Genomic DNA, 20,424 nt, shown 5'->3' on the forward strand with positions numbered 1-20,424 from the left:
TATCATTAAAAGGGCGGCTGTCAATCATGCCGCGAGCAATGAAGTGTCGGTTATGCGGTTGAGACCGTTTAGACAAAATCCCGCGGTATGACCGTGTCCCAGTTGGCCGAATAGACGCGTTTATCGCCTTCGTAAGCGTCGAGTTCGGCGCGCAGATAGAAATCACTTTCGGTCGAGGTCAATATGGTGCGAGTGACGGTTTTGACAAACCAGTCGCCGCGCCGGTAACTGCGTTCCCACAGGGTTTCGCCACGAACCGAGTTGAAGTCGTCACCCTGATAGGTATACCACTCCAGTGCCTTGCGGCCCATCGCCAGATCGATGTCCCTGATATAGACAATACCGCTGTCGTTGATCACCTTGAGGGTCGAAAGATCGAGATCCAGATCCCGAATCACGCGCCAGTTGTGGTGTTCCGGCTCGATCATCTCGGTGACCAACGGCGGTGCCGCTTCCGGTTCGTCAAATGGACGCAGATTGTTATCGCTTTCCCGGGGCGCGCGCACCGGCAAAAAGGCGCGGCTGGGCCCGGCGATGACCTTGATCCGGGTGGACTGCGGTGCCGGCCAGGCCAGGGGCCAGTAAGAGGTGGACACCGCGATGCGCAGACGATGGCCGGCGGGGAAATGCTGGGCGACGTGGTTGAGCTGAATACGGACCCGGTATTGCTTGCCCGGCTGCAGTGGTTGCGGATGTTCCGAGTCCTCGCGATGGGTCAGATTCAGCAGACCATAGGTGACGCGCGCGGCTTTATTATCGGGCGCGATGTCGGAAAGCCGAACCGCCAGCATGGCGACGGGTTTGTCCGGTATCACTTCCAGTTCGACGCAGGGGGCGCCGAGGATCTCGAAAGGTTCCTCCAGCGGCTCGCTGTCAAAGACCAGGGCGCCGCCATCCTCCTGGCGCTGATCGTGAGGCAGATCCGGCGCGGCGGCATAGGAGCACCATTTACCGGCAAACAGGCCGAGACCGAGCGGGGATTGCAGGTTACGGGTTTCCTGCCCGGCGGTTTCATCGGCGGGGAGCAATTGGCGCGCCGGGGCAAGAATGAATTCCCGCTGTTCGATTTTTGCCGTCGGCCAATCATTCTCGGCAACCCAGCGACCGGGTCGCATATGATAGCGTGTCGTGGGCGGGACACTGTCCTGCATCCAGACCCGCAGCATCGGATCATCGTCAACACCGTTGTCGCGATCTTTTAACCATTTGTCCCACCAGCGCACCGCCTCCTGCAAAAAACCGATCGCCGGCCCGGGCTGGCCGATATGCGGATATTTGTGGCTCCAGGGGCCGATGAGTCCACAGCGGGGCCCGTTGAGGTTTTCCAGCAGGCGGAACACCGCATTGGAATAGCCGTCGGCCCAGCCGCTGACGGCCATCACCGGACATTGCACGGCGGCGTAATCCTCGCAAATCGAGCCGTGCTTCCAGTAATCATCCCGGCGCTGGTGTTGCAGCCATTGCTCCAGCCACAGCCCGCTGCCGCGCAACCGTTCGAACCACATATCCCGCCAGTTGTCACCGACCACGTCCGGATCGGGCGGGCAGGCGTTATAGGCGAACATGGTCGAGGCCCAGGAGAGGTTGTCGCCCAGCAGGCAACCGCCCATGTGGTGCACGTCGTCGGCATAGCGATCATCGGTGGAGCTGGCGGTAATGATCGCCTTGAGCTGCGGGGGCCGCATGGCGGCGATCTGCAGGCCGTTGAAGCCGCCCCACGAGATTCCCATCATCCCGACCTTGCCGTTGCACCACGGCTGGGCCTCCAGCCATTGCAGGATCGCCACACCGTCGTCCAGTTCCTGTTGCAGGTATTCATCGCGCAGCACGCCTTCGGAATCGCCGCTGCCGCGCAGGTCAACCCGGACGCCGGCATAACCGTGGCCGGCAAAATAGGGGTAGATCTGTTCATCCCGGGCGCGGACCGAATCGCGCTTGCGATAGGGAATGTATTCGAGTATCGCCGGTACCGGTTGCTGTTCGGCATCTTCCGGGAGCCAGATCCGGGCCGCCAGGTGAATGCCGTCCGGCATGGGGATCCAGACATTTTCGATGGTTTTAACCTTGTGCGGAAATTCATTGACGATGCGCATATATTATCCTCGTTCGGTATTCTGGATCTCGAAAGAAAGCATTTCCAGCGCGGTCTGATAGTTTGCCAGTAACTGTTTCAGGTTGTTCGCCCCCATGAAAATGGTGGCAATTTCATAACTATAGCTGTCCTGATCGGGCAGATCACGTAACCACATGCCGGGCTGAACATGGATCTGTACTTCGGTACCGGGAAAATGCTGCTTCAGCTTGTCGATCTCCGACGTGGTTGGAACACCTCTGATGTAACCATCCTGAAAATAACGCAGCATGAATTTGGCGGCGATTTTGTGTTTGCCTTCGCGGTAAGGAAAATCAGGTTTATGTCCAAGAGCGACCTCGACCATTACCGCATGATGGAATTCGCCATCGACCATTTTGAACAGCGGGCAATGCGACTTGGAAATCCGGGTATTGATTTCAAGTAAATAAAGGCTGTCATTTTTTTCAGACCAGTAAAACTCGGCATTAAACGGCGAGTTGTCATAGCTAAAATATAAAAGAACGTCCTGTATTGCCTGAGTCATGCGCTGTTTGATGTGGTCGGGAAGCGTTGATGGATATTGATAGCGCGAAAAAGAGCTGCGGTGTTTTCCAGCACGAATCGAGTCGACAATACCGTATACGGTTACCTGGCCCTTATGAACATACCCCTCAAGGGTGCATTGCCTGCCAGTGGATATAATTCCCTCGGCGATGCAGTAATTGCCATCAAAAGGGGCGATGTGCGGGGGAATGTCTGCCTGTTTCAGGATAGCGTTAAATGGTTCGGCGAAGCGATGTATTCTCTCACGGATGATAGCAAGGCTCTCGATCAGCGCATGGCGCTTATTGATGCGAAATCCGAGATGGGAAGAGGCGGCCTTGATCGGTTTTATCCAGAAAGGATAGGCAATTTCGATTTTATCTGCTGCGTCCACATCGAAGGGGTTCACCAGCTGAAACTCGGGTACCAGTTCGGGAACGACCTCAATTTGCAGGCAGCGGCTCCAGTATTTGTGTTCACACTTGAGCACGGCTTCCAGGCTCGGACCGGGCAGGTTATAGCGTCGACGGATTATCGGCAGAAGGGTACTGACCGGAAAGTCCCAGTAACCGACGATGGCATCGATCGAGCCTTCGAAGTTGTCGAGCTTTGTATAGGCCTGTTGTAGCAGGTGCTCGATCGGCTCGCGGACAGGACGTTTTATCGCCTGATAGGCAAGAAGACAGTGAAATTGATACTCATTCGCATGTCGCAGCGACTGCAGCTGGGCGAGATTGAAATCATCGAGCCCTACCACAAAGATATTCGAGGACATCTCGCCACTCCGGCATCCTTATCGAATACTCATTTTGAGGGCTTGCTGCGCGTAAACACAAGGGTGATTTTATATCGCTATTTTGCTAGTGGCTTTCTCTTTCCACGCAACGTTGAAAAGCCGGCAAATGATTCTCGCTGGAAGCCCGTTGCAGGTTTCGAAGCACGCGCTGGACATCCGGATAGTCGCTGCTGGCGGCAAGGAGACGATCATACATGGCGGCATTGTCGATCTCGGCGGCCACGCCGGCCTGGCAGGCGGCCAGAAGGGTGTCGGGTGTCGCGACTCGCTCTGGCCAGTGGTCCTCGGGCACACGCAGGCCGTAATTTTCAAACAGGAGCAGCAGGGCATCGATATGGCGTTGCTCCGCCTCCACGATGTTGCTGAAAGGCCGTACGTCACCGAACTTTTCCAATACCCGGCGATAGGTGGCTCGGGCCTTGTATTCGTCCTCGATCGCCTCGGTCAATATTTCGTGCAGGGTCTGTGTCATACCGCGTGACTCGGTGAGTGTTTTATTCAGTTTAGCGTTTTTGTCTGCTATGACAATATACGTTGGCGTATTGTCGCCAGTCCACTGAGATATTCGAGCTTGTTTGGTTGCTCCTGAATCCCGGCGCGTGTCAGCTTGTCCTGCATCCGGGGGTGGAGGTTGGCAACCAGTACGGTAATGTTTTGCTGCTGCAGGCTGGTGATCAGGGACTCCAGGGCGACAACGCCGGTCATATCGATCATCTGCACATCGCTCATATCCAGCACCACGATATCAATGTTGCTGTTGACATGATGCAGGGTGCTGATGGCTTTTTCCGCAGCGCCGAAAAACAGGGCGCCATTGATATCATAGACCGCTACATTATCCGGAATATCCTGCAGATGCTCATGTTCCTCGGGATTGATCAGTTCGGCGCCGGTCAGGCTGGAGATGCGGCGAATGAACAAAATGGCGGCCAACACCAGCCCGGCCGCCACGGCAATCACCATGTCGAACAGCACGGTCAGGCTGAAACAGGCTAACAGTACGACGATGTCGCTGCGGGGTGCAACGCGCAGTATGTGAACGAAGTGGCGTGCCTCGCTCATGTTCCAGGCCACCACCAGCAGCAGCGCCGCCAGTGAAGCCATCGGTACATAGCCAAGCAGGCCGGCCAGGCTGATCACAATTAATAAAATCACCAGGGCATGGATAATGGCGGCGATCGGGCTGCGGCCCCCGGCCCGGATGTTGGTGGCGGTGCGGGCGATGGCCGCGGTGGCCGGGATGCCGCCGAAAAAGGGTGCGAGGATATTGCCCAGCCCCTGACCGATCAATTCGGTATCGGGTTTATGGCGCGTGCCGGTCAGACCATCGGCGACGACGGCACACAGAAGTGACTCGATGGCACCGAGCATGGCCACGGTGAAGGCCGACGGCAGCAGATCGCGGACCAGTTGCCATGACAGCCCGATGGGCTGACCATCGGCACCGGGCAGGTTCCAGGGTAGCAACGGTAGCGGCGGTGCCTGCGGGATACCCTGTTGCTGCATGCCATCAAGCAGGTAAGTGAACTGGGAATTAATGCTGGCGACACTGAACGATGGCCAGACGGATCCCAGCAGCCAGGCGGCGAGGGAACCCAGCAGCAGGGCCACCAGATGACCGGGAATCCGGCTTTTGAGGCGCGACCAGAACAGCAGAACGGACAGCGTGAGCAGGCCGATCAGCAGATCCGGCCAGTGGGTCGTGGGCAAGGCCTGCAGCAGAACGCCCATTTTCTCCAGAAAGTGTTGCGGCATCTCACCGGTCGCCAGACCGAGGAAGTCCTTGATCTGCAAACTGGCGATCACCACCGCGATACCGGCGGTAAAACCGATGGTCACCGGATAGGGGATGAACTGGATCAACCGCCCCATTCTGGCCACGCCCATAATAATCAGAATGAAGCCGGCCATGACGGTCGTGATCAGCAGCCCGCCGAGTCCATAGGTGTGGGTAATGGGTAGCAGGATTACCACGAAAGCGGCAGTAGGACCGGAAATGCTGAAACGGGAACCACCGCTCAAGGCAATGATCAGACCGGCGACAATCGCGGTGTAGAGTCCGTACTGGGGGGGTACCCCGCTGGCGATGGCCAGCGCCATGGCCAGTGGAACGGCGATGATTCCGACCGTGATGCCAGCCAGCAGGTCGCTGCGCAGATCGGTCAGACGGTAATCGCGCAGCGCGGTGATGAGTGCATTGTGGTTCAGGTAAGCGCGCATTCAACTTTCGCAGAGTCGATACAGGCTTGAATTATAAATGATAGTGCAAGCATTGTCCTTAATAAGAAAGGTGTTTTCATTAGCCCGGCGATTTACGTCGACGATGACAGATATTATCATGTTCAATGATTATCCAGGAGAAAAGCCCATGCTCAGTAATGTGTATCATTTTTTGAAAATTCAGTTCGGTCTTCTGGTCCTGCTATTACTGCTGTTGCCAGTTACCGGAGTGCAGGCTGGTGAGAGGTTGCCGGAACCGGAAATCAAGAAAGTCAATGACCGGGTCTACGCGCTGCTGGGACCGATTGGCTTTCCTTCAAAAGAAAATCATGGCTATATGGTCAACAGCGCGGTATTGATTGGCGATGAGGGCGTGGTTCTGATCGATACCGGATTCAGCAATGAAATTGGTCAGCATTTAAAAAACACCATTGCCGGTATCACGGATAAGCCGGTGACCCACATCATCAACACCCATCATCATGGCGATCATATCCTGGGCAACACCGCTTTCCCGGATGCGGAAATTGTCAGTTCGAAAATGTGCCGGGAACTGGTTGAAAAACATGGTTACGACTGGATCGCAATACTGGAGAACACGACGGGAAAGGAACATCCCGATACCCGGCCGGTCCCCGCACAAACGGTATATCCGCAAGAGTCGCATACAGACGTGACCCTGCAGGGTATCTCCATGGAGATGTGGGTTCCCGCCGGCTCGCATACGCCGGGTGACATGATGATTTACCTGCCACAGGATAAATTGCTGATTAGCGGCGATGTTCTGGTCAAGAAAATGATTCCCAGTTTTGTCGATGCCCATCTCGGCAGCTGGATTGAAACCCTGGCGCAGATCGAAAAGCGGGAGATCGAGACGGTCATTCCCGGCCACGGGCCACTGATGACCAAAGCCGATGTGAAAGCCATGCATCGACGGATGGCGGATCTCTATGCCGGGATCGAGGCAGGATACAATCAGGGGCTGATGGACAGCGAGATACGCAAGATACTGGATTTGTCACAGTGGAAGAAGATGAAGGAGTTCGAAGGGCAGATGGGAATCAACATCAACCGGGCTTACCTGGAGATCGAACGCGAGAGTTTCTAACCCTGGCTGTTTTGTGGTTCAAATCGGGGTGAGAGCAAGCGCTCAATCCACTGGCGAGCCTCACGCAGATTACGGAACGATTCGCTTTGAAAGCCGTCGCCGATCCAGGTCCGGGAAAATATCTGGTAGGAGACATCCACCCCGTTGAGTTGCCGGGGTGAGCCGACCAGGGCAACCAGCTGGTCGGGGTTCAGGGCGGCCTCTTCCTTGTCCTCCAGGGTAATGATATGGAGCTCTTCGGGCGAGACTTCCATGCGCTTGGCCTCGGTAAAATCCCAGATCTGGTAGCGCAGTTTCTTTTGTGGATCCCGGGCGTAAATTTCCCGGTTGAGATCAATGATTTCGCGGCCGCTGACCAGCCCACTCATCCTGAGTAATACGCCTTCCCCGTCATATTCGCTCTGGATTGTAGCGGGCATATAGCTACCTCCTGTATGGGCAACGACGAGGGGATAGCCTCGGCATTTGCGGGTTTGTAATATATAAGTAGAATAGTCAACTTTTTCCAAATGGGCAAACAGGAATGGTTTATCGGGGCTATGCCTTGATTGGCATCAAGGTCATTGTTGAGCCAGGGTCCAAGATTAGTTGAATAATGTCAGTATCAATGTCCGAACGGACCGGAGCATCGCAATGCGTCATAATCTTTATTTATTGCTCTTTATCGTCGTTGCCGCATCGATCCCGATGCGCGCTGCCCTGGCCGGGACAAATGCGCCAGTGCTGGCGGGGCAGCCCGAGTTACGTCAGTTATTGCAGCAGGAAATGCAGGCATTGAAAAAAGCCATGGCGGTGCTGAGCCAGGCCCTGCCGCAAGGCGAGTGGCGCAGCGTGGCCGAAACAGCCGGCCAGGTCCATGACAGCTTTATTTTTCAGCAGAAGCTGACTGCCAAAGATCGCAAGACCCTGCATCAGGCCTTGCCGGAAGGCTTTATCCGGCAAGACAGGGCCTTTCATCAACAGGCCAGAAAGCTGCAGCATGCCGCCGAGTCACGCGATGCCGAACTGAGTCTGTTCTATTATTCGAAAATGCTGGAAAGCTGTGTGACCTGCCACAGCAAATTTGCAACCCATCGATTTCCGTCCCTGGCCGAAGGTGGTTCGGATCATGGAGGTCATTGAGTAACGCACTGTTTGTGCGGTGGGTTGCAAAGGGACGAGGTACGAGTGACGAGGGACGAGGAAAATAAGATTTTCGATCAGGGTGACTTGCGGAATGAATAGTATTTGTGTCCCAGGTAACTGGTGACGGCGGGGATGGCCAGGCCGATGAGATGGGCGACTTCGGGGGCATAGAAGGTGTAGCCGACGGCAGGGAACAGGTATTCGGCCAGACCGACGCTGATGAGCCAGACCTGCACCACGGCCAGCAGGTTCACCAGGGTGAAATCGCGCAACTCGTGCCAGTGATGGCGACCGCTTTTCTCGAACACGTAGATCTTCGACAGGATAAACGCCGTCAGCATGCCCACCAGATAGGCGAGAATGACCGCCAGTCGATAACCGACCCATTCATTAATAATAATCCGCGAGACAAAGTTCACCAGCGCGGCGAAACCGCCGACGACCAGAAACTGCATGAACTCGGTTCGGATTGCCTTGGTCATGGCTGGTTTCTCATGATTGGGCCATTTTCGCCAGTTGTCTACCCAGCTTGACGCTCTCGGCCATGGAACGATCTTCCGGGTAGTAATAGGAGGTGTCGGCGATCAGAAGATTGTCGACGTTGCCGCGAATGGGCGGGAGCAGACTGGCAAAGCCCGGCTGGCAAATGGGTTGCGCATAGGCATAGCGCGAGGCATTGACCGAGATAATGTCCTCATCGCCCAGTTCGGGGTTGAGTTTTTTCAGATAGCCGGTTGCCTCGTTGATGATCTTCTCATCGCTCCAGCTGAACTTGGGGTGGGAGCGGGGCATGTAATAGGGGACATAGACCACGTTGTCGGACAGCGGCCGCAGATTGCTCATTTCGATAATGCCGGGGATATCGAAATCCGGATCGCTGATGTTGAGCCAGAAGTTGTCGGTGACCGGCTTTTTGAGTTTATAGATCAGACAGACCACGCCGATGTTCTGCACCTGCCGGTAACGTTCCAGCTGCTCCCCGGGAAGATCGGGGATTAGCCGCGGAATATACTGTAACGGGATGGTACTGATGATCTGGTCATAGGCTTCGAGACCGCTGTTGAGTTCAATGCCGGTCACCCGGTCGTTTTCGATGCGGACATTGCGGACCGGTGTCGACAGATGAATATTGCCCCCTTGTTGTTTGATGCGGGCAGCCAGCTCGTTGAGCAGGGTTTGTGAACCCCCTCGATATAGCCGAGTGACTCCTGGAAGATGCTGCGCCGCGACTGGCCGACCCGGCGGATTCGGGCCCAGATCCAGGCGGCCGAGAGGTTATCGGTAAAGTCGTGAAACTTGAGCCGGAACAGCCGATCCCACAGCACCTCGTAGGCTTTTTTGCCGCTGCCCTTCTTCAGCCAGCTGACCGCATCGAGACCGTCCAGATCGCGCCAGTTCTCCTTGTCCCGTTTGGAGGCGAAGAACATATGCGCACCATAGCGCAAGCGCGATATGAGATTGAGATGAGGAAAAGTCAACAGTGATATGGGATCCCCCCAGCGATGCAGATGACCGTGATAATAGTAGCCCATTTTCGTATCGACCCAGTGCAGCTTGTCGGTCATGCCCAGCTCATCGAGCAGATCAAACAGCGGCTCGTCGGGACGGCAGACAAAATGGTAATAGCGCTCGATACTCAGTCCATCAAAATCAAAGTGCGCTGACATTCCCCCGAGGCGATCATCGAACTCGTACAGATCGACCTGGTGGTCCTGTTTGCTCAGTTCGTAGGCCGTGGCCAGACCCATGGGGCCGGCGCCGATGACCGCGATTTTGCTCATTACGTAATCCTGTTAATAAAGTTTGCAGTCAAATGAAATTCGTGAGTCGTAAATCAGAAATAGATTCGATTTTGGACTTATGATTTAAGATTGCCAACTGCCAACTCTCTACACAATCCCTGTAGGAGCGGGCTTCGACCGCGACGGCGCCAGATTCGGCAATCGCGCCCGCGGGGCGCTCCTACAGACTTAACTATTCAGCCGTAGGTCACATTGGCGAAGCCTATGTGACGATTCCCGGTCGATTGTCAGGTAGCGCTGCGCGCAACCTGACCTACACTGTCTCTGCTAACTGCTAACTGCTAACTGCTAACTGCTAACTGCTAACTGCCAACTGCCAACTAGAAATCCAGTACATACTTACTGTAAGTCGGGTCGGTATAGGTCTCCCGTATCGCTTCATCGAACGGTGTGGCCTCAACCCCGAAAATATTCCACCACGGTATCAGCTCGAACTCGTCATGCGCGACCAGGGCTGCCAGTTGCTGGGTGGTAAAGGGCGGATCCCGGTCGAACAGCGCATAAAACCACAGCAGGAACCAGAACAGCCGGTACGGGATATGGACGATCCAGGTGCGCAGGCCTTGCACCCGTTTGATGGTACGGATGATATCCACATAATCGACTTTCTCGCACCCGGTGATGTTGAAAGCCTCATTATGCCGGCGCTGCTGCATGGCACTGATGATGATGTTACAAAAGTCCTTCACATACAACGGCTGACGCATGAAGCGACCGTGCGAGGGGATGGGAAAGATCGGGGATTTTTGCATAAAGCGCGACAGCCAGCCCAGGTGCTTGCGGTCGAACCAGCCGAACATCAATGTCGGGCGCAGGATGACGTGCGGAATACCGCATTCCTCGACCAGCTGCTCCTGGGCCTTCTTGCTGTTGGTGTAAAAGTCATTGGCGACCGATTCGACCACCGAGGAGCTGATGTGCGCGATGTAGGGTACGGCGTATTGCTTGCAGGCGTCGATGACATGCCGGGTTGAGTGAATGTTATTGCGAATGAACGGCTCCTCGGTGAGCGCGCCGATCTGCGCCTGCAGCATGATCACCACGTCGGCGCCGTCAAAGTGTTGTTGCCAGGGACCGCTTTCGGCCAGGTCGGCTTCGATCACGGTAATATCCGGGTGCAGCTCGGCCAGCATGCGCGTGTTATGCGGGTGCTTGTCGATGCCGACGAGATTGGTATAGCCGGCCTGCTTCAAAAACACGACCAGGTTCTGGCCCACCAGTCCGGCCGCGCCGGGGATGACGATTTTGCTCTGCTTGTCCACTACAGTGACAGCCTCTTGAAGACAAATTCCGGGATCAGCTTGATGATCAACATAATATAGCGCCAGAAAAACGGCAGATAGACCACGTCCTTGCGCCGGTCCACGGCCCGGACGATACCGGCGGCGATGACCTGTGGTTTGACCCACAACAGCCCTTTTTCGAATTCCCGGGTCATGGGCGTATCGACAAAGCCCGGCTTGATGGTCAACACCTGCACGCCGGCTTTGTGCAACCGATTGCGCAGCCCCTGCAGGAAGATCGTCAGCGCGCCCTTGGCGGTGCCATAGATATAATTGCTTTGCCGGCCGCGATCCCCGGCGACCGAGGAAATCACGGCGATGGTGCCGGATTGTTGTGCCTCGAAACGGTTGGCAATCAGGGTCAGGAACGACAGAACACTCAGGCAGTTGGTTTTCAGCTCCTCAAGCGCGAGGTTGAAGTCCCGTTCCCCGGCCGCCTGCTCGCCAAGTGTGCCGTAGGCGATCAGTACCATGTCCAGGCCACCGAGTTGTTTCTCGGTATTGATTAACAGGTTTTCATGTTCTGATGTGTCATTGAGATCGAGGGTTTGCCAGTCGACCTGTTCGCTACCGCGAATATTCAGATCGTCAGCCAGTCGCTGGAGCTTGTCTTTGTCGCGTGCCGCCAGCATCAGCTGCGCGCCCCGGTCGGCATACAGCCGGGCGGTCTGTTCGGCGATGGCCGAGGTGGCCCCGAGGATCAGGATCCTTTTCATAGGGATACTCCCTGTTGTGTGACCCGGCGCCAGAAGCGGGAGGAGAAGGCCGGATCGATGTGGTGTTGAAAGGTTTGCCAGCGGGGATAGTAATGCTGAAAGGCGTCGGCGGACATGCGCGCGTCCTTGGCAGGATAGACGGCCCCCTCGTTGGCGACGGTAATCCCGTCCAGCCGATCGAGCAAATCCAGCGTTTTACGTCCCCGGTTGGCAAAATCGAGCGCCAGCGTCACACCGGGCCGGGGAAAGGAAAGCATACCGGGCGAGGTAACATCGCCGAACTGTTTCAGGACGCTGAGAAAGGATCCCTGGCCGCTGTCGGCGATCACCTGCAGCAGTTGCGGCAGGGCATCGCGGGCCCTGTCCCGCGGAATGACGCATTGATACTGGAAAAAACCGCGTTTGCCATACAGACGGTTCCAGTGGCCGATTTTATCCAGGGGATAGAAGAAAGGATCGAAATGGACCAGCGCCTCACTTTTCAACGGCTTGCCGTAATACCACCGGTTGAACAGTTTTACCGTGGCGCGATTGAGTAAAAAGCCCGGCAGGGTGAGCGGCAGTGTGAGACGGGTTTTGCGATAATCCCCGGGTTCGGGTTGTTCAAGACGCCCGTCGGCGTGATTGCCGCGATAGAAAATACCCCGTCCGAGACTGTTGCCCCGGGCCAGGCAATCGATCCAGGCGACGGTATATTCCCAGTGCCGGTCCGATTCATCGCTCAGGGTGAAAAACTCTTCCAGGCTGGCAAACCGCAGCGCCTGTTGTTCGATGGCGGTGCTTTTGATCTTTTTAAGCGTGATCTCGGCCCAGACGATCAGCCCGGTCAACCCCAGTCCGCCGATGGTGGCGGCAAACAGGTCGCTGTTTTTGTCGGGGCTGCACTCATGCAATTGCCCGTCCGAGCGGCGCAGGCCGAGCTGGTTGACGTGACAACCGAAGGTGCCGGCGTGGTGATGGTTCTTGCCATGCACGTCATTGGCGATGGCGCCGCCGATGGAGACAAACTTGGTGCCGGGGGTAACCGGCAAAAACCAGCCCCGGGGTACAATCAGATTGAGAATATCGGCCAGTGTTACCCCGGCTTCACAACGCAATACGCCGTTTTGCGTGTCGAACTCGATAAAGCGATCGAGGCCGTCGGTCGCCAGCAAAACGCCGTCGGGATTGAGGGCGACATCGCCGTAACTGCGGCCCTGGCCGTGAGCCAGCACGGACGAGGCCTCGGTCGTTGGCGGCCAGGGATCGGTTTCCCAGCGCAGGGGATAAAGCGGTTGCTCCACGTCGGGATAGCGTCCCCAGGAATATTCTTGCGACATAAGACTAGAGCGCCAGTAACAGACAGACGGCGACCAGCAGGGCCACGATATAGCTGGTGCGATCATGAATGGCAAACAGTACCGGATCTTCGTGCAACACACCGCGATGGGCGAGCAGCCAGATGCGGCTGATCCAGTAGAGTATCGCGATGGCCACCGGCCACAGCCATAACGGTTGATCATACAGATTGTCGGCCTGCAGATCGTGGATATACAGCACCATGATAAGTACCGCGATATAACCGCTGCTGACACCGAACAGACTGACGACGGGCAGATCTTCGGTATGGTAGCCACGCGCGGTCTGCTTGCCTTCCGGTTTCTGTTTGAGGTTGTACAGCTCGGAAAAGCGTTTGCTCAATGCCAGGCTGAAAAAGATAAACATGGAAAAGGCCAGCAACCAGTAGGAGAGCGGTACCTCGATGGCCTGGGCGCCGGCAATAATCCGCAGGGTATACAGGCTGGTCAGCGCCAGCACATCCAGCAAGGCCACCGGCTTGAGAAACAGGGAGTAAGTAACGGTTAGCAGCAGGTAGCCCAGCAGCACCCACATGAAATCAGCGTTGACCGTGCTGGCAATGGCAAAGCCCGCCGCCAGCAACACCGGAATCATGGCGATACCCCAGGAGAGGGGTAACAGTCCGGCCGCAAAGGGCCGGTGACGTTTTTCGTGATGCAGCCGGTCGGCCTCCAGATCGATCAGGTCATTGACCAGGTAGATGGCCGAGGCGGCACAGCCGAAGGCGACAAAGGCCAGCAGGGTATGCATCACCAGGTCCGTCGCTTCCCAGCTGTGGGAGAGCACCAGGGGCACGAAGATCAGCCCGTTCTTGCTCCACTGGTGCAGGCGCATGGCCCGCAACAGCGTCTTGACGGTATCGGCGGCGCCCGGCCGGGGAAAGGTGCGTTCCAGCTCGGTCGCCGCCGCCGCCCGACGGGTCAGCCCCGGACCGGCGTTGACCGCGATGGCGCCCGCCGCCCGGCGCCAGACTTTCATGTCGACCGTCGCATTGGCGGCATAGACAAACCCCTTTTCGCCGAACTGTTCGACCAGTCGGGCGGCTTTCCCCGCGCCGGAGAGGTTATGTGTCGCATCGCTGGCCAGCACGCCGTCGAACAGGCCGATATAGCCGGCCACCGCCCCGGCACTCTGCTGGTGGGAGGCGGTCACCAGCCACAGGGGGCGGCCGCGCTGTTTTTCCGCCTGCAGAAATTCCAGCAGGGGCTGGTTATAGGGCAGGGTTGTCGGATCGAGGCGGACACGTTCGCTGAGCCGCTGCTTGAACGCCGCTTTACCGCCCAGCAGCCAGAAGGGCAGCACCACCACCAGCCAGGGCCGCTCGGCCAGCAGCCGCAGGCACGCTTCCCACAGGGTGTCGCTGTGCACCAGCGTGCCGTCCATATCGACCGCCAGGGGTAACTGGGTGGTGTCGCTCAAGGGCTCGTCCGGGTTGGAATTTGGGTATCGTTCTCGTTATGGACCTATTTTAACTGATTGATTTTGGCTGGCAAATAAAACTCCACCCGAGTGTGAAGCGTACCCGGCAGAGAAGAACGCGGGGCGATTCAGGCTCAAGAAGTCGCCGGCCGTGTCGCTAAGCCAGTTATGACAGGGCAGTGTCGGGATGCTTCCGGGCGAGGTGATGCATGGTGTTATTCCAATCGGAACGGGGAATTCTCGGCCAGTGGCGGCGTTGTTTGCTGGCGGGGGTGTGTCTTGGCCTGTCAGCCTGGCAGTCGGTCCAGGCGTATTCGTTCCCGGCCCCAGATGAGGCTGGCGCCGGGACGCTGCCCGCTTTGGGCCTGAATGCCGTGCAGGGCCGGCAAGCCTCCGAGGCCGGCGCGGCGGCGTTTGAGCAGGAAGAGTATGTCCTGGCACGGCGCCATTGGGCGCCGGCGGCCCGGCGGGGATATGCCCGTGTCCAGTTTTATATGGGGTTGTTGCAGGCCGATGATGCACTCGCGTCCCTGCGGCACCGACTCGATGCACAACGTTGCCAGGTCACTGGACGGTGAGCAGCCCCAGTATCTGCCACATCTGCATCCCGTCGCGATAATAATTGATTTTCTCCGGCGGATAACCGTGGTCCAGCAGGCCCCGGATGGCGCGCGGCGATTGTCCGCACCAGGGGCCGTTGCACCACAGGATTAACTCCTTGGCGTTGCTGAAATCCCAGGTTTCATTGACTTCACCAGCGGCGAGCAGCTTTTCAACCAGGCCGGGTTTGCTCTGGCGTTCTGTGACCCCAAGCCGTTTAAACGTACTGATCAGTTCCGGATCGAGATCTGATTTTTCGAAAACGGTAAAGGGGATGTTGATGGAGCCGGGGATGGTTCCCTTCTGGTGCCACGAGGGGAGCCGGGCATCGATCAGCAGGCCGCTGTCATCGCGTAACTGGTTTTCCATCTATGATGGTTAAAATATCGACACGGCGGGAAAAACCTTTAGAACTAAAGGTTATAAGCGATGGCGTGTTCCCAGGTGATTGATCTGGGTCAATTATTTCTTGATCGGAGCAATACTGGCGTCGTCCGGGGGCGCATGATCGGCCAGCATCTCGCCCAGAATCAGCTCCATGGCCTCCAGGGTGCGGCTCATGACCAGCGGCCCGTGCATATGATAGAGGCGAATGCGGCAGGGAATCGGTTCGTGCAGGCTGCTGCGGTGGGCGGTCTGGAAGTCGGTCCAGGCGACCACCGGGACATCGTTGAGGACACGGTCGACGATAATCCAGGCGTCCTTTTGCAGGATCAGATCCAGGTGTTTGAGGCGGGGAATGGCAAAACGCAGATCCTCGCCCAGGCGTTTGAGCGCGACCTGCACATCGTTGTAGTAAATGGCGGGCAGTTCACCGTCGCGGTATTCGAAAACCGGCACGTCATCCAGTCGACGATACATGGTGTCTCCTGTACTGGCCCTGTACTGTCAGGCTTACACCGGGGTCCGGAACTCAGTGTTCGTCTTCCAGATCCCTGTGCGGATCCCAGCCTGCCTCGCGGGCGCGCTGGATGGCGTCGTCCTGAATACGCATGAATTTCTCGCGCAAGTCATCCGGCAGGTTGGACACCAGAAAACCGTATTTCTCCCATTCGCTGTTAGCCTTACGCCACAGATCATCGATACCCTGCGGTAGCCAGCCTTCGCAGGTTTCCGTCTCGGGAATCAGACCAAACACCCAGGCGTCACGAATGATCTTGCCGGTATCGGTCATGCCGCCATGGATATCGTTATAAATGCCGACATATTTTTTGGGTTGTGCTGAATTGCGGTTACTCATGAGTATTCCATTCCGTCTTGTGTTGCATGAAATTCAGATCACAGGGTGATCAGTATAGGATAAGGTCGGGAGCCGGGCGATAACGAAATCGGTGCATGACCCGCACACTGCGGATCTTCCTCGTCCCTCGTTACTCGTCCCGCGTTACTTCTGCGCGGGCGAGTTGTTGCTGGATCGCCTGCGCGGTCTGCAGCGCTTCATCCAGGGTGGGCGCCAGCACGTTGTAATGGCCCATCTTGCGCCCGACGCGCGCTTCACGCTTGCCGTACAGATGCAGCTTGGCGTTGGCCCGGGCAAACAGCGGGCGCCAGTCCGGCGGGGTCTGACCCTGCCACAGATCCCCGAGCAGGTTGATCATCACTACCGGGGAGAGCAGACGGGGATCGCCCAGCGGCAGGCCGCAGACCGCCCGTACCTGCTGTTCGAACTGTGAAGTGAGTGTCGCATCCAGGGTATAGTGGCCGCTGTTGTGCGGGCGCGGGGCAATTTCATTGACCAGCAGCTCGCCATGGGAGACAAAGAACTCCACGGCCAGCACGCCAACATAATCCAGCGTCCCGGCGATGGCGGTGGCCGCCTGCAGCACCTGTTGTTCCAGGTCGGTGTCGATGCGCGCCGGCACCAGGCTGACATCCAGAATGCCGTGGCGGTGAACGTTCTCGGCCACCGGATAGCAACGGGTTTCGCCATCGATGCCGCGCGCCACCACCACCGAGATTTCCAGATCGAGATCGACCCGCTGTTCCAGCACGCAGGGGTTGTTGCCCAGCTCCTGCCAGGCGTCGGCCAGCTCCTCGCCCGAGGCGACCGGGTATTGCCCCTTGCCGTCGTAGCCGAAGCGGGCAATTTTCAAAATGGCCGGGGTGGGGACGGCGCGGGCCGCCGCGTCGAGATCGGCGGGCTCCCGGATCACCGCAAAGGGCGCGGTGGCAAAGCCGTTATCGTGCAAAAAGGTTTTTTCGCTGATCCGATCCTGGGTCAGGGTCACGGCGCGGGCGCCGGGGCGGACATCGCAATGCTCGGCCAGATATTCCAGACTTTCGGCAGGGACGTTTTCGAATTCGGTGGTGATGGCGTCACAGGTCTCGCTCAGATACTGCAGCGCGGTGGTATCGAGATAATCGGCACAGACATGGTCGCTTGCCAGCATGCCGGCCGGGCTGTCGGGATCGGGGTCCAGCACGACCACCTCGTAGCCCATGTTGCGCGCGGCGATGGTGAACATGCGGCCCAGCTGGCCGCCACCGAGCATGCCGAGAGTCGCACCGGGTAACAGCATCGTTAGACCTTCGGCAGTTTCATGGCGCGCACCCTGGTGCGCTGCTTCTTGCGGAAAGTTTCCAGCTTGCGGGCGTATTTGTCCTCCTGACGGGCCAGCAGGGAGACCGCAAACAGCCCGGCATTGGCCGCGCCCGCCTCGCCGATGGCGAAGGTGGCCACCGGAATCCCTTTGGGCATCTGTACGATGGAGAGCAGTGAGTCGAGCCCCTTCAGGGCCCGCGAGGTGACCGGCACGCCCAGCACCGGCACGATGGTCTTGGCCGCCAGCATGCCCGGCAGGTGGGCCGCGCCCCCGGCGCCGGCGATGATGCACTGCAGCCCCCGTTCGGCGGCCTGTTCGGCATACTCATATAACAGGTCCGGCGTGCGGTGCGCCGAGACCACTTTGGTCTCGTGCGGAATACCGAATTCTTTCAGCACCTCAACGGCCTGGCTCATGACTTTCCAGTCACTGTTGCTGCCCATGACGACGCCGACGACGGGTTTTTTCATGCTTCTCACCAGTGGTTCAAAATTGCGCTGTGTATTGTAACCCGAGTCCGGCCGGAATTACTTGGTCAGGCTGGCGAACAACATGGGCAATTTCTCCGGCAGCCGGTCCACATGGTCGACGATGGTGTAGTTGTTGGCGCCGAATATCCGCTTCACGTAGTTGTCCGCATCGGGATCCAGCGTCAGGCAGTAGGTGATCACACCCCTGGTATACAGCTCCTCGACAGCCTTCTTTGTGTCGTGACGCAGATGTTGCGGATCGCGCTCGTCGATGTCCGCCGGCTCGCCGTCAGTCACCAGTAATAACAGTTTTTTGTGCTGTTGCTGGCGCAGAAGGTGTTGTCCGGCGTGGCGCATGGCGGCTCCCATGCGGGTGGAAAGCCCGCCCTGCATGCCGGCCAGACGCGATTTAACCTCGTCGTTAAAGTGCTGGTTGAAATCCTTGAAGCGCATGTACTGCACATCATGCCGACCGTCGGAGGCAAAGCCGTGAATGGCAAAGGGATCACCGATACCGTTGATAGCAGTGGCTACCAGTGCACAGGCTTCCTTGGTCAGCTGCAGGACGGTCTTGTCCGAGCCTTCCACGGTTTCGTTGGTGGACTCGGAGAGATCCAGCAGTACCGCGACGGCCAGGTCGCGGGTCTGGATGACATTGCGCATGGTGATGCGTGGGTTGGGCTGCTCGCCCATGCGAATGGCGATCATGGCGTCGATGGCGGCATTGATGTCGATCTCGTCGCCGTCTTCCATGTTGCGCATGCGCTGCACGCCCTCGGGCTGCAACATATCGATGATCTGCTTGATCCGAAAGGCAATCGGTTTGTATTCGAGCAGAATGTCCTCGATCTCTTCGGGATCGCCTTTTTTCGGGCGGTGCTCGTAGAGCGTGACCCAGTCGGGACGGTTCAGCTGCACCTGGTAATCCCATTCCTGATAGTGGAAAGGATCGGAGATCGCCTCCTTGCCTTCCAGCTCGTTGATGGTGCAGCCTTCCTGATCGAGCCAGAAGGGCGTTTCCAGGCGCCAGATCTCCTGGGCATCGTCACCGGCCAGCTCGCAGTCGAGTTCGTTGACCATTTCCATGACACTGACGGTTTTTCTGACCTGGCGCTGGCTGGCCGGAATGTATTCGATCCCTTCTTCCCAGTTCAGCTCCTCGAATTCCCAGACGAAACGGTTGTCGTCACGATAGGGAATGCGGATCTGCTCCAGAATACGCAGGCTGGGAACGTCCTTGCGTTCGGCAAAGAGATTGAACAGCTCGAGACCGATGTGCCAGGAGAAGCTGTTGTTGTCCTTGTTCTCTTCGATATTGGTATGGAATTTCTCCGCCAGGGCATTGAGTGCTTCGTCGTCGGATTTGACGGCGGGGTCCAGCAGCATGTGGGCAAAGCGTTCCAGCACCGGCACGGTCGGGTGTTCGGCCCGGCCCTCGTACTCGATCGACATCAGCGCCTCCCACAGATTTCTGAGACCGGGGAAAGCCTGCATGGCGTGATATTCGACCCGCGCATCCTCGACCAGACCGATGAAAAACATCTGCGCCGGGCTCAGCCCTTCGGCGGAAATGCGCGAGCTGGTGTAGCAGACATGCGCCGCCAGGTGCGCGGCGATGGCGCGGTACAGTTCCAGGCCGCTGATCTCGCCGATGGGATCGACCGCGTCGGGCAGGTGCAGCACATGATGATCGATATAGGGCTTGAAGCCTTCGTGATCGGCGGCCGCCGGGCGCACGAAGAAGTCGCGGCCCCACAGGGCGCGCAGATAGAAGTTCAGCTTGCGCTGGGTATCCACGAACAGCGTGCCGCGGCGTTCCTTCTGCAGCATGGCCAGACTGTCCTGGGTGTCCAGGTTGAAGTAGTTGACCAGGTTGTTGAGATCCTTGCGATAGGCCTCGGCACCGTACAGGGCCCAGCGCTTGAGACCGGAGAGGGTCAGTTTGCTCAGCAGCTCATCGATATGTTGCAGCATCGGACGCAGGCCGCGTGAAGCCTTGGCGGACAACTGATGCAGCAGCCCCAGATAGCCGCGCAGCAGTTCCGGATCGCCCAGGCGCCGTGCGGCGGTGGGCAGGCTGGAGAACATCAGCGAGATCACCTCGCCCGAGGTCATCGAAGAGAGCTTCATGGCGGCGGCGACGATTTCCGGAATCACATCCTCGCCGCACTCCTTGACCACCAGGGGCATCTCTTGCAGATAGGATATGACCACATCCTTGCCCCGGCCCAGGTTGCACAGGCCCTTGGCACCTTCCAGGTAATCGCGCAAACCGGCCGGCGACATGACACGGGACGCTTCGTGAAACGTGCTTTCAAACGTGTCCCGCACTTCCGGCGCGGCTTCCTGCAAATATTCTTTATATTCGTCAAGATTGATAGACATGG

At 57.7% G+C, this 20,424-nt stretch carries 19 protein-coding genes and 1 pseudogene; 3 read left to right on the forward strand and 17 right to left on the reverse strand.

Going from position 1 to position 20,424, the window contains the following annotated elements:
* Nucleotides 1–68: 68 nt before the first annotated feature.
* From U5K34_RS07210 to dauA, 4 genes are all read right to left on the reverse strand, one after another.
* On the reverse strand, nucleotides 69–2,093 hold the full coding sequence (locus tag U5K34_RS07210; protein WP_322567752.1) for a CocE/NonD family hydrolase: 2,025 nt from the start codon (nucleotides 2,091–2,093) through the stop codon (nucleotides 69–71).
* Nucleotides 2,094–2,096: 3 nt separating this feature from the next.
* On the reverse strand, nucleotides 2,097–3,392 hold the full coding sequence (locus U5K34_RS07215; RefSeq protein ID WP_416224044.1) for an ATP-grasp domain-containing protein: 1,296 nt from the start codon (nucleotides 3,390–3,392) through the stop codon (nucleotides 2,097–2,099).
* 85 nt (nucleotides 3,393–3,477) lie between these two features.
* Nucleotides 3,478–3,885: a ferritin-like domain-containing protein gene (locus U5K34_RS07220; RefSeq protein WP_322567754.1), complete on the reverse strand. Its 408-nt coding sequence runs from the start codon at nucleotides 3,883–3,885 to the stop codon at nucleotides 3,478–3,480.
* Between the two features lie 47 nt (nucleotides 3,886–3,932).
* On the reverse strand, nucleotides 3,933–5,633 hold the full coding sequence (dauA, locus tag U5K34_RS07225) for a C4-dicarboxylic acid transporter DauA (protein WP_322567755.1): 1,701 nt from the start codon (nucleotides 5,631–5,633) through the stop codon (nucleotides 3,933–3,935).
* Nucleotides 5,634–5,781: 148 nt separating this feature from the next.
* On the opposite strand from dauA, the gene U5K34_RS07230 reads away from it, so the two are divergent.
* Nucleotides 5,782–6,741: an MBL fold metallo-hydrolase gene (locus U5K34_RS07230; RefSeq protein ID WP_322564706.1), complete on the forward strand. Its 960-nt coding sequence runs from the start codon at nucleotides 5,782–5,784 to the stop codon at nucleotides 6,739–6,741.
* On the opposite strand, the gene U5K34_RS07235 is transcribed toward U5K34_RS07230, so the two are convergent.
* Nucleotides 6,738–7,160 carry a hypothetical protein gene (locus U5K34_RS07235; protein ID WP_322564707.1) on the reverse strand — a complete coding sequence of 141 codons (423 nt, stop codon included), beginning with the start codon at nucleotides 7,158–7,160 and terminating at the stop codon, nucleotides 6,738–6,740. The two genes, U5K34_RS07230 and U5K34_RS07235, sit on opposite strands and share 4 nt — an antisense overlap.
* A 214-nt stretch (nucleotides 7,161–7,374) precedes the next feature.
* On the opposite strand from U5K34_RS07235, the gene U5K34_RS07240 reads away from it, so the two are divergent.
* On the forward strand, nucleotides 7,375–7,863 hold the full coding sequence (locus U5K34_RS07240) for a hypothetical protein (RefSeq protein WP_322564708.1): 489 nt from the start codon (nucleotides 7,375–7,377) through the stop codon (nucleotides 7,861–7,863).
* Between the two features lie 77 nt (nucleotides 7,864–7,940).
* On the opposite strand, the gene U5K34_RS07245 is transcribed toward U5K34_RS07240, so the two are convergent.
* From U5K34_RS07245 to U5K34_RS07275, 6 genes and pseudogenes are all read right to left on the reverse strand, one after another.
* Nucleotides 7,941–8,348: a GtrA family protein gene (locus tag U5K34_RS07245; protein ID WP_322564709.1), complete on the reverse strand. Its 408-nt coding sequence runs from the start codon at nucleotides 8,346–8,348 to the stop codon at nucleotides 7,941–7,943.
* Nucleotides 8,349–8,358: 10 nt separating this feature from the next.
* Nucleotides 8,359–9,647 (reverse strand): annotated as a pseudogene (locus tag U5K34_RS16105) (NAD(P)/FAD-dependent oxidoreductase).
* A 341-nt stretch (nucleotides 9,648–9,988) separates the two neighbouring features.
* Nucleotides 9,989–10,930, reverse strand: a complete 942-nt coding sequence (locus tag U5K34_RS07260) for an NAD-dependent epimerase/dehydratase family protein (protein WP_322564711.1) — start codon at nucleotides 10,928–10,930, stop codon at nucleotides 9,989–9,991.
* Nucleotides 10,930–11,667, reverse strand: coding sequence for an SDR family oxidoreductase (locus U5K34_RS07265; protein ID WP_322564712.1), 738 nt, complete (start codon nucleotides 11,665–11,667; stop codon nucleotides 10,930–10,932). Before U5K34_RS07265 ends, U5K34_RS07260 begins: the two co-directional genes overlap by 1 nt.
* On the reverse strand, nucleotides 11,664–12,986 hold the full coding sequence (locus tag U5K34_RS07270; RefSeq protein WP_322564713.1) for an FAD-binding oxidoreductase: 1,323 nt from the start codon (nucleotides 12,984–12,986) through the stop codon (nucleotides 11,664–11,666). The genes U5K34_RS07265 and U5K34_RS07270 overlap by 4 nt, the downstream gene beginning before the upstream one ends.
* A gap of 4 nt (nucleotides 12,987–12,990) precedes the next feature.
* Nucleotides 12,991–14,424, reverse strand: a complete 1,434-nt coding sequence (locus U5K34_RS07275; RefSeq protein WP_322564714.1) for a UbiA family prenyltransferase — start codon at nucleotides 14,422–14,424, stop codon at nucleotides 12,991–12,993.
* Between the two features lie 209 nt (nucleotides 14,425–14,633).
* Here U5K34_RS07275 and U5K34_RS07280 point away from each other — a divergent pair, with 209 nt between their 5' ends.
* A complete protein-coding gene (locus U5K34_RS07280) occupies nucleotides 14,634–15,002 on the forward strand; it encodes a hypothetical protein (RefSeq protein ID WP_322564715.1) in 369 nt (122 codons plus the stop codon).
* Here the strand turns inward: U5K34_RS07280 and U5K34_RS07285 are convergent.
* The 6 genes from U5K34_RS07285 to U5K34_RS07310 form a co-directional block, all read right to left on the reverse strand.
* Complete coding sequence (locus U5K34_RS07285) at nucleotides 14,989–15,393, reverse strand: rhodanese-like domain-containing protein (protein ID WP_322564716.1); 405 nt, start codon at nucleotides 15,391–15,393, stop codon at nucleotides 14,989–14,991. The genes U5K34_RS07280 and U5K34_RS07285 overlap by 14 nt on opposite strands.
* Nucleotides 15,394–15,486: 93 nt before the next feature.
* Nucleotides 15,487–15,885, reverse strand: coding sequence for a hypothetical protein (locus tag U5K34_RS07290; RefSeq protein ID WP_322564717.1), 399 nt, complete (start codon nucleotides 15,883–15,885; stop codon nucleotides 15,487–15,489).
* Nucleotides 15,886–15,937: 52 nt separating this feature from the next.
* Entirely contained in the window at nucleotides 15,938–16,264 is a 327-nt protein-coding gene (locus U5K34_RS07295; protein ID WP_322564718.1) for a hypothetical protein, read from the reverse strand.
* A gap of 130 nt (nucleotides 16,265–16,394) precedes the next feature.
* Nucleotides 16,395–17,543, reverse strand: coding sequence for a 5-(carboxyamino)imidazole ribonucleotide synthase (locus tag U5K34_RS07300; protein WP_322564719.1), 1,149 nt, complete (start codon nucleotides 17,541–17,543; stop codon nucleotides 16,395–16,397).
* Nucleotides 17,544–17,545: 2 nt separating this feature from the next.
* Nucleotides 17,546–18,037, reverse strand: a complete 492-nt coding sequence (purE, locus tag U5K34_RS07305) for a 5-(carboxyamino)imidazole ribonucleotide mutase (RefSeq protein WP_322564720.1) — start codon at nucleotides 18,035–18,037, stop codon at nucleotides 17,546–17,548.
* 57 nt (nucleotides 18,038–18,094) lie between these two features.
* Nucleotides 18,095–20,422, reverse strand: a complete 2,328-nt coding sequence (locus tag U5K34_RS07310; RefSeq protein WP_322564721.1) for a nitric oxide reductase activation protein NorD — start codon at nucleotides 20,420–20,422, stop codon at nucleotides 18,095–18,097.
* Nucleotides 20,423–20,424: the final 2 nt, after the last annotated feature.

This window comes from Thiohalophilus sp., assembly GCF_034521165.1.
Taxonomy (GTDB): Bacteria; Pseudomonadota; Gammaproteobacteria; order UBA6429; family Thiohalophilaceae; genus Thiohalophilus.